Origin of the sequence: Shigella flexneri 2a str. 301, assembly GCF_000006925.2 — a bacterium.
In the GTDB taxonomy this organism is placed as follows: Bacteria; Pseudomonadota; Gammaproteobacteria; order Enterobacterales; family Enterobacteriaceae; genus ECMA0423.
This window is the reverse complement of sequence record NC_004337.2, coordinates 2,925,518-2,939,344: the sequence shown is the minus strand read 5'-3', so window position 1 is coordinate 2,939,344 and position 13,827 is coordinate 2,925,518. Positions and strand designations below refer to the sequence as shown.

The following is a 13,827-nucleotide window of genomic DNA, read 5'->3' as shown; positions in this document are numbered from 1 at the left end:
TTGCATAGACTCGACATAAATCGATATTTTTTATTCTTTTTATGATGTGGCGTAATCATAAAAAAGCACTCATCTGGAGTTTGTTATGCCACATTCACTGTTCAGCACCGATACCGATCTCACCGCCGAAAATCTGCTGCGTTTGCCCGCTGAATTTGGCTGCCCGGTGTGGGTCTACGATGCGCAAATTATTCGTCGGCAGATTGCAGCGCTGAAACAGTTTGAAGTGGTGCGCTTTGCACAGAAAGCCTGTTCCAATATTCATATTTTGCGCTTAATGCGTGAGCAGGGCGTGAAAGTGGATTCCGTCTCGTTAGGCGAAATAGAGCGTGCGTTGGCGGCGGGTTACAATCCGCAAACGCACCCCGATGATATTGTTTTTACGGCAGATGTTATCGATCAGGCGACGCTTGAACGCGTCAGTGAATTGCAAATTCCGGTGAATGCGGGTTCTGTTGATACGCTCGACCAACTGGGCCAGGTTTCGCCAGGGCATCGGGTATGGCTGCGCGTTAATCCGGGGTTTGGTCACGGACATAGCCAAAAAACCAATACCGGTGGCGAAAACAGCAAGCACGGTATCTGGTACACCGATCTGCCCGCCGCACTGGACGTGATACAACGTCATCATCTGCAGCTAGTCGGCATTCACATGCACATTGGTTCTGGCGTTGATTATGCCCATCTGGAGCAGGTGTGTGGTGCTATGGTGCGTCAGGTTATCGAATTCGGTCAGGATTTACAGGCTATTTCTGCGGGCGGTGGGCTTTCTATTCCTTATCAACAGGGTGAAGAGGCGGTTGATACCGAACATTATTATGGTCTGTGGAATGCCGCGCGTGAGCAAATCGCTCGCCATTTGGGCCACCCTGTGAAACTGGAAATTGAACCGGGTCGCTTCCTGGTAGCGCAGTCTGGCGTATTAATTACTCAGGTGCGGAGCGTCAAACAAATGGGTAGCCGCCACTTTGTGCTGGTTGATGCCGGGTTCAACGATCTGATGCGCCCGGCAATGTACGGTAGTTACCACCATATCAGTGCCCTGGCAGCTGATGGTCGTTCTCTGGAACACGCGCCAACGGTGGAAACCGTCGTCGCCGGGCCGTTATGTGAATCGGGCGATGTCTTTACCCAGCAGGAAGGGGGAAATGTTGAAACCCGCGCCTTGCCGGAAGTGAAGGCAGGTGATTATCTGGTACTGCATGATACAGGGGCATATGGCGCATCAATGTCATCCAACTACAATAGCCGTCCGCTGTTACCAGAAGTTCTGTTTGATAATGGTCAGGCGCGGTTGATTCGCCGTCGCCAGACCATCGAAGAATTACTGGCGCTGGAATTGCTTTAACTGCGGTTAGTCGCTGGTTGCATGATGACTTGCCTCCAGCGACGGAGTTGACACTGAATGACGACGTACCAGCGTCGGACTAAATACATTAGTAATTTCCGGGAGAGGGCGATTATCCGCCAGTGCCAAAGCCAGTTCGGCAGCCTGGGTCGCCATCGTTACGATTGGGTAACGCACGGTGGTCAGGCGCGGACGCACATAGCGTGACACCAGCACATCATCAAAGCCAATTAACGAAATCTCACCCGGTACATCAATACCATTATCATTGAGAACGCCCATCGCGCCCGCCGCCATTGAATCGTTATAACAGGCTACCGCAGTGAAATTTCTTCCTCGTCCCAAAAGCTCGGTCATTGCCTGTTCGCCGCCGCTTTCGTCTGGTTCGCCAAATGTCACCAGCCGATCATTGGCCGGAATACCACTTTCAGCAAGGGCATCGTAATACCCTTGCAGACGATCTTCGGCGTCAGAAATAGAGTGGTTAGAGCACAGATAACCAATGCGGGTATGACCTTGCTGAATTAAATGACGCGTTGCCAGCCAGGCACCGTAACGATCGTCAAGAGCAATACAACGGTTTTCAAAGCCAGGCAGGATACGGTTGATCAGCACCATACCGGGCATTTGTTTCATTAATGAGGCTAAATCGGCATCTGGGATCATTTTGGCATGGACGACCAACGCAGCACAGCGATGGCGGATCAGTTGCTCAATAGCCTGACGCTCTTTTTGTTCGTTGTGGTAACCGTTGCCAATCAATAAGAAATTACCGGTGTGATAAGCCACCTGTTCGACCGCTTTCACCATTGCACCGAAAAACGGATCGGAAACATCACCAACGATCAGACCGACCGTTTCAGTGGTCTGCTGCGCCAGCGCACGGGCGTTGGCGTTCGGGTGATAGCTAAGAGACTCCATTGCACTATGCACAGCCAGCCGGGAAGCTTCGCTGGCTTTGGGTGAATTATTAATGACGCGGGAAACGGTGGCGACTGAAACGCCTGCCAGTCGGGCTACATCCTTTATGGTCGCCATGAAAATACCTTAGTGGGTAAACGCTTACATTGTTTCAGTGTTACGGAAAACGCCCGTTGGTTCAAGGGGTGGCGTGTTTTCATCGTGGGAATGTGAGCCAAACGCAAATAAGTAAGACAAAAAAAGAGATTGCAAACCTTTGGTTACACTTTGCGAAACGCTGTTGCGATTGACCGCTGGTGGCGTTTGGCTTCAGGTTGCTAAAGTGGTGATCCCAGAGGTATTGATAGGTGAAGTCAACTTCGTGTTGAGCACATGAATTACACCAGCCTGCGCAGATGCGCAGGTTTTTTTTTGCCGGTCATCAATCTGTAACAGTAACCGACAATTTACACACCTCGTTGCATTTCCCTTCATTCCTTTGCGTTTTCTCGCTGGCGAAGAGTCGTCGTGCAGACCACAATCAAGATCCCAGAGGTATTGATTGGTGAGATTATTCGGTACGCTCTTCGTACCCTGTCTCTTGCACCAACCTGCGCGGATGCGCAGGTTTTTTTTCGCACCTAATTTACTGTCGCTCGCGTTCTTTATCTCGTGTAATCTCCCTCCATTCGCTTTTACTGAATCAGAGCAAAGGGAGTTGGAATGCTTTTTAGCTTTTTTCGAAATTTGTGCCGTGTTTTGTATCGCGTTCGCGTTACGGGTGACACCCAGGCACTGAAGGGCGAGCGCGTACTAATTACGCCTAATCACGTCTCTTTTATTGATGGCATTTTGCTTGGACTGTTTTTACCTGTGCGTCCAGTGTTTGCCGTTTACACCTCAATAAGCCAACAGTGGTATATGCGTTGGCTGAAATCATTTATCGACTTTGTTCCTCTCGACCCGACGCAACCTATGGCTATTAAACATCTGGTACGTCTGGTGGAACAGGGCCGACCAGTGGTGATTTTCCCTGAAGGACGCATCACCACTACAGGCTCGCTGATGAAAATCTACGATGGCGCGGGTTTTGTCGCGGCGAAGTCTGGTGCAACGGTTATTCCTGTGCGTATTGAAGGGGCGGAACTTACGCACTTCAGCCGCCTGAAAGGTCTGGTTAAACGTCGCTTGTTCCCGCAAATTACTCTGCATATTTTGCCTCCAACGCAGGTGGCGATGCCGGATGCGCCGCGTGCCCGTGACCGTCGCAAAATCGCTGGCGAAATGCTGCATCAAATAATGATGGAAGCGCGTATGGCGGTGCGCCCGCGTGAAACTCTGTACGAATCTTTACTGAGTGCAATGTACCGCTTCGGAGCCGGGAAGAAATGTGTCGAAGACGTCAACTTTACCCCAGACTCCTATCGCAAATTGCTTACGAAAACGCTGTTTGTTGGACGCATCCTTGAAAAATACAGTGTTGAAGGCGAACGCATCGGCTTAATGCTGCCCAATGCAGGCATCAGTGCGGCAGTGATTTTTGGGGCCATCGCGCGTCGCCGCATTCCCGCAATGATGAACTACACTGCCGGGGTAAAAGGGCTGACCAGTGCTATTACGGCGGCTGAAATCAAAACCATCTTCACTTCCCGCCAGTTTCTCGATAAAGGCAAACTCTGGCATCTGCCGGAGCAACTTACTCAGGTGCGCTGGGTCTATCTGGAAGATTTAAAAGCAGATGTCACCACTGCCGACAAAGTATGGATCTTCGCTCATTTGCTGATGCCGCGCCTGGCGCAGGTAAAACAGCAGCCGGAAGAAGAGGCGCTGATCCTCTTTACCTCCGGTTCTGAAGGCCATCCAAAAGGCGTCGTCCATAGCCATAAAAGCATTCTGGCGAACGTCGAGCAGATTAAAACGATTGCCGACTTCACCACCAACGATCGCTTTATGTCGGCATTACCGCTGTTTCACTCCTTTGGGCTGACGGTAGGCCTGTTTACGCCACTGCTTACAGGTGCAGAAGTGTTCCTTTATCCAAGCCCGCTGCATTACCGCATTGTGCCGGACTTGGTGTATGACCGCAGTTGCACCGTGTTGTTCGGTACCTCGACTTTCCTCGGTCACTACGCGCGTTTCGCCAACCCGTATGACTTCTATCGTCTACGCTATGTGGTGGCAGGCGCAGAAAAACTACAAGAAAGTACCAAACAGCTTTGGCAGGATAAATTTGGCCTGCGCATCCTTGAAGGCTACGGTGTGACCGAATGCGCGCCTGTCGTTTCTATCAACGTACCGATGGCGGCGAAACCCGGTACGGTAGGGCGTATTCTACCAGGAATGGATGCACGCCTGTTGTCGGTCCCTGGTATCGAAGAGGGCGGACGCCTGCAACTGAAAGGGCCGAACATAATGAACGGCTATCTGCGGGTGGAGAAGCCAGGTGTACTGGAAGTGCCCACCGCCGAGAATGTTCGCGGCGAAATGGAGCGCGGCTGGTATGACACTGGCGATATTGTGCGTTTTGACGAGCAGGGCTTTGTGCAGATTCAGGGCCGCGCAAAACGCTTTGCCAAAATTGCAGGCGAAATGGTGTCGCTGGAAATGGTGGAACAACTGGCACTTGGTGTTTCGCCAGATAAAGTCCATGCCACTGCGATTAAGAGCGATGCCAGCAAAGGCGAGGCACTGGTGCTTTTCACCACAGATAACGAACTGACGCGCGATAAGTTGCAACAGTATGCCCGCGAGCACGGCGTGCCGGAGCTTGCTGTACCGCGCGATATTCGCTATCTGAAACAGATGCCATTACTTGGCAGCGGCAAACCTGACTTTGTCACGTTGAAAAGCTGGGTAGACGAAGCGGAACAACACGATGAGTGAGTCAGTGCACACTAACACTTCGTTGTGGTCGAAGGGGATGAAAGCGGTTATCGTGGCGCAGTTTCTCTCTGCGTTTGGCGATAACGCGCTACTGTTTGCCACTCTGGCGTTACTGAAAGCGCAGTTCTATCCGGAGTGGAGCCAGCCCATCCTGCAAATGGTGTTTGTAGGTGCTTACATTCTTTTGGCGCCGTTTGTCGGGCAGGTGGCGGATAGCTTCGCCAAAGGCCGGGTGATGATGTTTGCCAACGGCCTGAAGCTGCTGGGCGCAGCCAGTATCTGCTTTGGTATCAATCCGTTTCTCGGCTATACGCTGGTGGGTGTTGGTGCTGCAGCCTATTCACCGGCGAAATACGGTATTCTCGGCGAATTAACCACGGGTAGTAAGTTAGTAAAAGCTAACGGTTTAATGGAAGCTTCTGCCATAGCGGCGATTTTACTCGGTTCCGTAGCCGGTGGTGTGCTGGCTGACTGGCATGTCCTGGTCGCTCTGGCCGCATGCGCACTGGCCTACGGTGGTGCGGTCGTTGCCAATATCTACATTCCCAAACTGGCGGCGCGTCCGGGGCAGTCCTGGAATCTCATCAACATGACCCGCAGTTTCCTGAATGCCTGCACCTCGCTATGGTGCAATGGTGAAACGCGTTTTTCGCTGGTGGGCACCAGTTTATTCTGGGGAGCGGGTGTCACGCTGCGTTTCCTGTTGGTGCTGTGGGTACCGGTGGCGCTGGGCATTACCGATAACGCTACGCCGACCTATCTCAACGCGATGGTAGCGATTGGTATCGTGGTTGGCGCAGGTGCGGCAGCGAAGCTGGTTACGCTGGAAACCGTGTCACGCTGTATGCCAGCCGGGATTTTGATTGGCGTGGTGGTACCGATTTTCTCCCTGCAACACGAGCTGCTGCCAGCCTATGCCTTGTTGATGCTGATTGGCGTGCTGGGGGGCTTTTTTGTCGTTCCGCTCAATGCGTTGCTACAGGAGCGGGGTAAAAAAAGCGTCGGGGCGGGGAATGCGATTGCAGTACAAAACCTTGGCGAAAACAGCGCCATGTTGTTGATGCTGGGCATTTACTCGCTGGCGGTAATGGTAGGCATCCCGGTCGTGCCCATTGGCATTGGCTTCGGTGCGCTATTTGCGCTGGCAATAACGGCGCTGTGGATCTGGCAGCGCCGTCATTAATATTTAACGCCGGTTTTAACCGGCGTTAATCTTTATGGTGCAGGATAAGTATAAACCTGATGTACCGCTTCAATTTCAGCTAATACGTCTTCGCTTAACTCCAGATGCAAACTTTCGATGTTAGTTTTCAGCTGATCCATCGTGGTTGCGCCCAGCAGAGTGCTGGCAACAAACGGTTGACGGCGTACAAACGCGAGCGCCATCTGAGCAGGATCAAGGCCATGACGTCTGGCGATATCAACATACGCCGCGACGGCTTTTTGCGTTTGCTCACCGCTATAGCGGGTGAACCGACTAAAGAGCGTATTACGTGCGCCAGCGGGTTTTGCACCATTGAGATATTTCCCGGTCAGCGTGCCGAAACCCAGGCACGAATAGGCCAGCAGTTCGACCCCTTCATACTGGCTGACTTCTGCCAGACCTACTTCAAAACTGCGGTTTAACAGACTGTAAGGGTTCTGAATGGTGACAATACGCGGCAGATCGTGTTTGTCCGCCAGATGCAGGTAGCGCATTACGCCAAATGCAGTTTCGTTCGACACGCCGATATAACGAATTTTTCCCGCGCGTTGGTACTCTGCCAGTGCGTCCAGCGTATCCAGCAGCGAAACCGCAGGCGCAGAATCCGTCCAGCTATAACCGAGTTTGCCGAAGCAGTTGGTCGGGCGCTGCGGCCAGTGCACCTGATAAAGATCGAGGTAATCAGTCTGTAGGCGCTTGAGGCTGTCATGCAGCGCTTCGCGGATATTCTTCCGATCCAGCGCCTGATCCGGGCGGATGCCCTTGTCATTATTGCGCGACGGTCCGCTCACTTTGGAGGCGATAATTAACTTTTCGCGGCTGCCATGTTTCGCCAGCCAGTTGCCGACGTAGGTTTCGGTTAACCCTTGCGTTTCGGGGCGCGGAGGTACTGGGTACATTTCGGCAACGTCGATAAGGTTAATGCCCTGAGCGACGGCATAGTCGAGTTGTGCGTGGGCGTCGGCTTCGCTGTTCTGTTCACCAAACGTCATCGTGCCAAGCCCCAGCGTGCTGACTTCCAGCGAACTGTGGGGTATACGGTGATATTGCATAGCCGTTTCCTTTTTATAATCACGACATAAGGAATATAAAAATGGCAGAGGGAAGGGAAAAGGGAAAGAGAAAAATCTTAAGGCCAGCCGGATGCTGACCTTATTTGTTAACGTTCAATAATTTGCGAAACATCATCACGGTTAATTTGCATCGCGTTACCTTGCTGATCGTGATAACTCACCAGCCCGGTATCATCATCAATTTCAGGTTTTCCATCGGTCAAAATCATACGGCCATCTTTGGTCGCCATGACGTAATCACTGGAACACCCGGAAACAGCAAACGCCAGTCCGACTGCAGAAATTATTACTGCCCATTTTTTCATCCGGTTATCCTCATTTGGCCTACCTATGATAATAGTCTGTTTATAAACCGACGTTATATATCTTGAAAGCAGGAAAATCTTAAACTGTGAGGGTAAAAGGAGTGAGTACGCCCTCCCGCAGGAGAGCGTACGGAGTATCAGAGCGGATTCTTTTTGTTGCGAATCAAGTTGAGGCTTTCAACCGCAATAGAGAAGAACATCGCGAAGTAGATGTAACCTTTCGGTACGTGGATGTCGAAACTTTCCAGAATCAGGGTAAAGCCCACCAGAATCAGGAAAGAGAGCGCCAGCATTTTTACCGAAGGATGGCGTTCGACAAAATCACCAATCGAGCGCGCGGCGAACATCATCACGCCTACGGCAATCACCACGGCTGCCATCATAATAAACAGGTGATCTGACAGACCCACAGCGGTAATCACCGAGTCGAGGCTGAAGATAATATCCAGCAGCATAATCTGCACGATAGCGCCGAGGAATGATGAAACGCGTGTTTTCAGCCCTTCTTCTTCACCTTCAATGGATTCGTGGATTTCCTTGCTGGCTTTCCAGATAAGGAACAAGCCACCCAGAAGCAGAATCAAATCACGGGCAGAAATTTCCTGACTGAATATTGTAAAAAGCGGATTTGTCAGGCGCGTAACCCAAGAGATTGATGCCAGCAGCGCCAGACGCATAACCATGGCTCCCGCCAACCCCAGACGGCGCGCATGAGCACGTTGTGCTGTGGGAAGCTTTGCCACCACCAGAGAAAGGAAAATAATATTGTCGATCCCAAGAACGATCTCCAGCAGCGTCAGCGTACCGAGCGCAAGCCAAGCGTTAGGATCGGTTATCCATGCAAATAACATCTAAAAAGCCCTGCCAAAAAAATGAAGCGGTAATTATATGCCCGGAAAGCGGCAGGTCAAAGCGATGGCTACTGGATCAGAGAATGACGGGCCAGTAGTGCACTGGTGAAATTCTTCTTCAAATAAAAGCCGCGTGGCAGCGTCAGAATCCGTTCGCCCCGGGCACCAATGGCTTCGGTAAGCGCTTTCGCATTCGCTGCTTTCGGTCTTATCTGTAAATATTCCCCGTGACGAGCGGTGATCCGCTCAACCTGACCGAGAACAATCATATCCATTAATTCTTCCCAGTCTTCGCGTAGCTGTCGGTCTTCCTCTTCATTCGGGCTCCACAGCAACGGTGATCCTACGCGACGCTGCGCCAGCGGGATGCTGCGCTCGCCTTCAACCGGTATCCACAGTACGCGTTTGAGCTTGTGGCGCACATGGCTGGTTTCCCAGGTCACCCCGCTATTACCCGTTAACCGGGCAACACAAACGAATGTTGTTTCCAGCGGACGACCAAGACTATCCACAGGGATAGTTTTAAGTTCCACGCCCAGAGCAGCAAAATCTTGCTCAGGTTTACTCCCTGCGCTGGCACCTAGCCAGATCTCCAGTAACACGCCAATCCAGCCCTTATCGCGTTTTAAATTCTCTGGCGTAACCAGCCCGTCAAGTGCCGCCAGTTCTCCCAATGTATAACCAGAAAGTTGCTGTGCTTGCGCTAACAACTGTTCTTCAGTTTCGGGAGGAGAGAGCAGTGGGCGAGGTTGGGACATGTCATGATACCTTGGTTAAAAAACAAACAGTAATTATGTGCCGAATATTCGCAGTGTAACTTTTTCCACATGTGTTGTTCAATTCTCTGATTTATATTGCTTTTTAGGCTGCCGGTAATCGAGTTGCGCAACACTGCAATAGGTTTTCCAAATCTGGTCACTGAAAATAAACAGGATCTTACACCATGTTATCCACAGAAAGCTGGGATAACTGTGAAAAACCTCCACTACTGTTTTCATTTACAGCCTTGACGTGCGACGAAACTCCAGTTTTTAGTGGTTCAGTGCTTAACTTAGTGGCACATTCTGTGGATAAACACGGCATTGGTTGATCTTTCGCCAACCCGTAAATGAGAGGTGTGACCTGGGTCACGAATTACTCTTTTTCATTACTCAAATTACATGTAATGCATTGACTAATAATGAATATTTTAAAATGTCTATATCGGGCTTATTCAGAATGCTCCGGGTTTTCCCGTAGTAATTCCGTAGTTCTTCACAACTCTATCCACAGAAAAGGTGAATAAAAACGGCTATCCACCCCTTCCTCTGTTTATAACTCTGCACATAACTGTGAGTTATTCAATTGTTATTAGTGTGTAATGCCCTGCAGAGAGTGGTTTACCGTCTTCCTGGAGTATGAAACAATCATTCGTATATAAAGCTTTATTTTGAGGTAGTCCGGTGATTGATGACGATGGCTACCGCCCAAACGTAGGTATCGTGATTTGTAATCGCCAGGGGCAGGTAATGTGGGCCCGGCGATTTGGTCAGCACTCCTGGCAATTTCCGCAAGGCGGAATCAACCCCGGAGAATCCGCAGAGCAGGCGATGTACCGTGAATTGTTTGAAGAAGTAGGATTAAGCCGCAAAGACGTTCGAATCCTTGCTTCAACGCGTAACTGGTTGCGCTACAAATTACCGAAACGTTTGGTGCGTTGGGACACGAAGCCGGTTTGTATCGGCCAAAAACAAAAATGGTTTCTCTTGCAGCTGGTAAGCGGCGATGCAGAAATCAATATGCAAACCAGCAGTACACCAGAGTTTGACGGCTGGCGATGGGTAAGTTACTGGTATCCGGTCAGACAGGTGGTGTCATTTAAACGTGATGTCTACCGTAGGGTAATGAAAGAGTTCGCGAGTGTGGTGATGTCACTGCAGGAAAATACGCCAAAACCACAAAACGCATCTGCTTATCGACGTAAAAGAGGTTAAGTCACGCCAATTATGCTCACTCGCCTGCGCGAAATAGTCGAAAAGGTAGCCAGCGCACCACGCCTGAATGAGGCGTTAAATATTCTGGTTACCGACATCTGTCTTGCGATGGATACCGAGGTCTGTTCGGTCTACCTGGCCGATCATGATCGACGTTGTTACTACCTGATGGCGACCCGGGGGCTGAAAAAACCACGCGGTCGCACTGTAACGCTCGCGTTTGATGAAGGGATCGTCGGCCTGGTTGGCAGGCTGGCGGAACCGATAAACCTTGCAGATGCGCAAAAGCACCCCAGCTTCAAATACATCCCCTCCGTAAAAGAAGAACGTTTCCGCGCGTTTTTAGGCGTACCAATTATTCAACGTCGCCAGTTGCTTGGTGTACTGGTGGTACAGCAACGAGAGTTGCGCCAGTATGACGAAAGTGAAGAATCCTTCCTGGTGACGCTTGCCACCCAGATGGCAGCTATTCTTTCTCAGTCGCAGTTGACTGCCCTGTTTGGGCAATATCGCCAGACGCGAATCCGCGCATTACCGGCAGCACCTGGTGTGGCGATTGCCGAAGGCTGGCAGGATGCCACGTTACCTTTAATGGAACAGGTGTATCAGGCATCAACGCTGGATCCGGCTCTGGAACGCGAACGACTGACCGGGGCGCTGGAAGAAGCGGCAAACGAGTTTCGCCGCTACAGCAAACGCTTTGCCGCCGGAGCACAAAAAGAAACGGCGGCTATTTTCGATCTTTACTCGCACCTGCTTTCGGACACCCGGCTGCGTCGCGAATTGTTTGCCGAGGTTGATAAAGGCTCGGTGGCAGAGTGGGCGGTAAAAACGGTCATTGAAAAATTTGCCGAACAGTTTGCCGCGCTAAGCGATAACTATCTCAAAGAGCGGGCTGGTGATTTACGTGCGCTGGGTCAGCGATTGCTGTTTCATCTTGATGACGCTAATCAAGGGCCGAACGCCTGGCCGGAACGTTTCATTCTGGTGGCAGATGAACTGTCAGCGACAACTCTTGCTGAGCTGCCCCAGGATCGCTTAGTCGGTGTTGTCGTGCGAGATGGCGCAGCCAACTCCCATGCTGCGATCATGGTACGTGCGCTGGGGATCCCTACCGTGATGGGCGCGGATATTCAGCCTTCGGTGCTGCATCGTAGGACGCTGATCGTTGATGGCTATCGCGGTGAATTGCTGGTCGATCCGGAGCCGGTACTGCTGCAAGAATATCAGCGGCTAATTAGTGAAGAGATTGAGCTTAGCCGTCTGGCGGAAGATGACGTCAATTTACCCGCGCAGTTAAAAAGCGGTGAGCGTATAAAAGTCATGCTCAATGCTGGTTTAAGCCCGGAACATGAAGAAAAACTGGGCAGCTGTATTGATGGCATCGGTCTTTATCGCACTGAAATCCCATTCATGCTGCAAAGTGGTTTCCCGTCGGAAGAAGAACAGGTGGCGCAGTATCAGGGGATGCTGCAAATGTTCAATGATAAACCCGTCACCTTGCGTACGCTGGATGTCGGAGCAGATAAGCAGCTGCCTTACATGCCGATCAGCGAAGAGAATCCATGCCTGGGTTGGCGTGGGATTCGCATTACGCTCGATCAGCCGGAGATCTTCTTGATCCAGGTGCGGGCGATGCTGCGTGCTAATGCCGCTACGGGCAACCTGAATATTCTGTTGCCGATGGTCACCAGCCTCGATGAAGTTGACGAAGCACGCCGCCTGATTGAACGTGCCGGACGTGAAGTCGAGGAGATGATCGGTTACGAAATTCCCAAACCACGTATCGGCATCATGCTGGAAGTGCCGTCAATGGTATTTATGCTGCCGCATCTGGCAAAGAGGGTCGATTTCATCTCTGTTGGCACCAACGATCTGACTCAATACATTCTGGCCGTTGATCGCAACAATACCCGGGTGGCGAACATTTACGACAGTCTTCATCCTGCAATGTTACGAGCTCTGGCGATGATCGCCCGGGAAGCGGAAATACATGGTATCGATCTTCGTTTGTGCGGTGAAATGGCGGGCGATCCCATGTGCGTGGCAATCCTCATTGGGCTTGGGTATCGCCATCTGTCTATGAACGGACGTTCTGTAGCGCGGGTAAAATACCTGCTGCGGCGCATTGATTTTGCCGAAGCAGAAAATCTTGCGCAGCGTAGTCTGGAAGCGCAACTGGCGACCGAAGTTCGTCATCAGGTTGCAGCCTTTATGGAGCGTCGCGGCATGGGCGGGCTGATTCGCGGAGGGTTATAGCGCGGATCATATACATATCTTTTAACGGTATCCGGCAACCAGCCAGGTCCCCTTGTGCTATTATTCGCACCTTTGGAGCGCCTGAAACCTGCGGCGCGCATTTCAATCGCTGTTCTCTTTCAGCGAAATAACAAGAACTTGTGGTGACAGATGACCAGTAGCTATCTGCATTTTCCGGAGTTTGATCCGGTCATTTTCTCAATAGGACCCGTGGCGCTTCACTGGTACGGCCTGATGTATCTGGTGGGGTTCATTTTTGCAATGTGGCTGGCAACACGTCGGGCGAATCGTCCGGGCAGTGGCTGGACCAAAAATGAAGTTGAAAACTTACTCTATGCGGGCTTCCTCGGCGTCTTCCTCGGGGGACGTATTGGTTATGTTCTGTTCTACAATTTCCCGCAGTTTATGGCCGATCCGCTGTATCTGTTCCGTGTCTGGGACGGCGGCATGTCTTTCCACGGCGGCCTGATTGGCGTTATCGTGGTGATGATTATCTTCGCCCGCCGTACTAAACGTTCCTTCTTCCAGGTCTCTGATTTTATCGCACCACTCATTCCGTTTGGTCTTGGTGCCGGGCGTCTGGGCAACTTTATTAACGGTGAATTGTGGGGCCGCGTTGACCCGAACTTCCCGTTTGCCATGCTGTTCCCAGGCTCCCGTACAGAAGATATTTTGCTGCTGCAAACCAACCCGCAGTGGCAATCCATTTTCGACACTTACGGTGTGCTGCCGCGCCACCCATCACAGCTTTACGAACTGCTGCTGGAAGGTGTGGTGCTGTTTATTATCCTCAACCTGTATATTCGTAAACCGCGCCCAATGGGAGCTGTCTCAGGCTTGTTCCTGATTGGCTACGGCGCGTTTCGCATCATTGTTGAGTTTTTCCGCCAGCCCGACGCGCAGTTTACCGGTGCCTGGGTGCAGTACATCAGCATGGGGCAAATTCTTTCCATCCCGATGATTGTCGCGGGTGTGATCATGATGGTCTGGGCATATCGTCGCAGCCCACAGCAACACGTTTCCTGAGGAAC

The 13,827-nt window shown here is 51.5% G+C and carries 11 protein-coding genes; 6 read left to right on the top strand and 5 right to left on the bottom strand.

The features are described from left to right. The first annotated feature begins 85 nt into the window (after positions 1 to 85). Positions 86 to 1,348 carry a diaminopimelate decarboxylase gene (gene lysA, locus SF2848; RefSeq protein NP_708627.1) on the top strand — a complete coding sequence of 421 codons (1,263 nt, stop codon included), beginning with the start codon at positions 86 to 88 and terminating at the stop codon, positions 1,346 to 1,348. 6 nt (positions 1,349 to 1,354) lie between these two features. Here lysA and galR read toward each other — a convergent pair whose 3' ends face one another. Then, positions 1,355 to 2,386, bottom strand: a complete 1,032-nt coding sequence (galR, locus tag SF2847; RefSeq protein ID NP_708626.1) for a DNA-binding transcriptional regulator GalR — start codon at positions 2,384 to 2,386, stop codon at positions 1,355 to 1,357. Positions 2,387 to 2,971: 585 nt separating this feature from the next. Here galR and aas point away from each other — a divergent pair. Both aas and ygeD read left to right on the top strand, forming a co-directional pair. Further along, positions 2,972 to 5,131, top strand: a complete 2,160-nt coding sequence (aas, locus tag SF2846; RefSeq protein ID NP_708625.1) for a bifunctional acyl-[acyl carrier protein] synthetase/2-acylglycerophosphoethanolamine acyltransferase — start codon at positions 2,972 to 2,974, stop codon at positions 5,129 to 5,131. Beyond that, on the top strand, positions 5,124 to 6,314 hold the full coding sequence (gene ygeD, locus SF2845) for a lysophospholipid transporter LplT (RefSeq protein NP_708624.1): 1,191 nt from the start codon (positions 5,124 to 5,126) through the stop codon (positions 6,312 to 6,314). Before aas ends, ygeD begins: the two co-directional genes overlap by 8 nt. 32 nt (positions 6,315 to 6,346) lie before the next feature. Here the strand turns inward: ygeD and tas are convergent, their stop codons facing one another. From tas to mutH, 4 genes are all read right to left on the bottom strand, one after another. After that, positions 6,347 to 7,387, bottom strand: coding sequence for an aldo/keto reductase (gene tas / locus SF2844; protein NP_708623.1), 1,041 nt, complete (start codon positions 7,385 to 7,387; stop codon positions 6,347 to 6,349). Positions 7,388 to 7,494: 107 nt separating this feature from the next. Continuing rightward, positions 7,495 to 7,713 (bottom strand): hypothetical protein, encoded by a 219-nt coding sequence (locus SF2843; protein ID NP_708622.1) that lies wholly within the window; start codon positions 7,711 to 7,713, stop codon positions 7,495 to 7,497. Between the two features lie 137 nt (positions 7,714 to 7,850). Continuing rightward, positions 7,851 to 8,564 carry a transporter gene (locus SF2842; RefSeq protein ID NP_708621.1) on the bottom strand — a complete coding sequence of 238 codons (714 nt, stop codon included), beginning with the start codon at positions 8,562 to 8,564 and terminating at the stop codon, positions 7,851 to 7,853. Positions 8,565 to 8,632: 68 nt separating this feature from the next. Continuing rightward, complete coding sequence (gene mutH / locus SF2841; RefSeq protein NP_708620.1) at positions 8,633 to 9,322, bottom strand: DNA mismatch repair protein; 690 nt, start codon at positions 9,320 to 9,322, stop codon at positions 8,633 to 8,635. 684 nt (positions 9,323 to 10,006) lie between these two features. Here mutH and ygdP point away from each other — a divergent pair. The 3 genes from ygdP to lgt all read left to right on the top strand — a co-directional run bounded on the left by ygdP (position 10,007) and on the right by lgt (position 13,822). Continuing rightward, entirely contained in the window at positions 10,007 to 10,537 is a 531-nt protein-coding gene (ygdP, locus tag SF2840; protein NP_708619.1) for an RNA pyrophosphohydrolase, read from the top strand. A 12-nt stretch (positions 10,538 to 10,549) separates the two neighbouring features. Beyond that, a complete protein-coding gene (ptsP, locus tag SF2839) occupies positions 10,550 to 12,796 on the top strand; it encodes a fused phosphoenolpyruvate-protein phosphotransferase PtsP/GAF domain containing protein (RefSeq protein ID NP_708618.1) in 2,247 nt (748 codons plus the stop codon). Positions 12,797 to 12,946: 150 nt separating this feature from the next. Further along, complete coding sequence (gene lgt / locus SF2838; protein ID NP_708617.1) at positions 12,947 to 13,822, top strand: prolipoprotein diacylglyceryl transferase; 876 nt, start codon at positions 12,947 to 12,949, stop codon at positions 13,820 to 13,822. Positions 13,823 to 13,827 lie beyond the last annotated feature (5 nt).

Excerpts from the sequence above, each read along its gene's own strand:
- lysA (NP_708627.1), top strand. The coding sequence starts at position 86 with ATGCCACATTCACTGTTCAGCACCGATACCGATCTCACCGCCGAAAAT.
- galR (NP_708626.1), bottom strand. The coding sequence starts at position 2,386 with ATGGCGACCATAAAGGATGTAGCCCGACTGGCAGGCGTTTCAGTCGCC.
- aas (NP_708625.1), top strand. The coding sequence starts at position 2,972 with ATGCTTTTTAGCTTTTTTCGAAATTTGTGCCGTGTTTTGTATCGCGTT.
- ygeD (NP_708624.1), top strand. The coding sequence starts at position 5,124 with ATGAGTGAGTCAGTGCACACTAACACTTCGTTGTGGTCGAAGGGGATG.
- tas (NP_708623.1), bottom strand. The coding sequence starts at position 7,387 with ATGCAATATCACCGTATACCCCACAGTTCGCTGGAAGTCAGCACGCTG.
- SF2843 (NP_708622.1), bottom strand. The coding sequence starts at position 7,713 with ATGAAAAAATGGGCAGTAATAATTTCTGCAGTCGGACTGGCGTTTGCT.
- SF2842 (NP_708621.1), bottom strand. The coding sequence starts at position 8,564 with ATGTTATTTGCATGGATAACCGATCCTAACGCTTGGCTTGCGCTCGGT.
- mutH (NP_708620.1), bottom strand. The coding sequence starts at position 9,322 with ATGTCCCAACCTCGCCCACTGCTCTCTCCTCCCGAAACTGAAGAACAG.
- ptsP (NP_708618.1), top strand. The coding sequence starts at position 10,550 with ATGCTCACTCGCCTGCGCGAAATAGTCGAAAAGGTAGCCAGCGCACCA.
- lgt (NP_708617.1), top strand. The coding sequence starts at position 12,947 with ATGACCAGTAGCTATCTGCATTTTCCGGAGTTTGATCCGGTCATTTTC.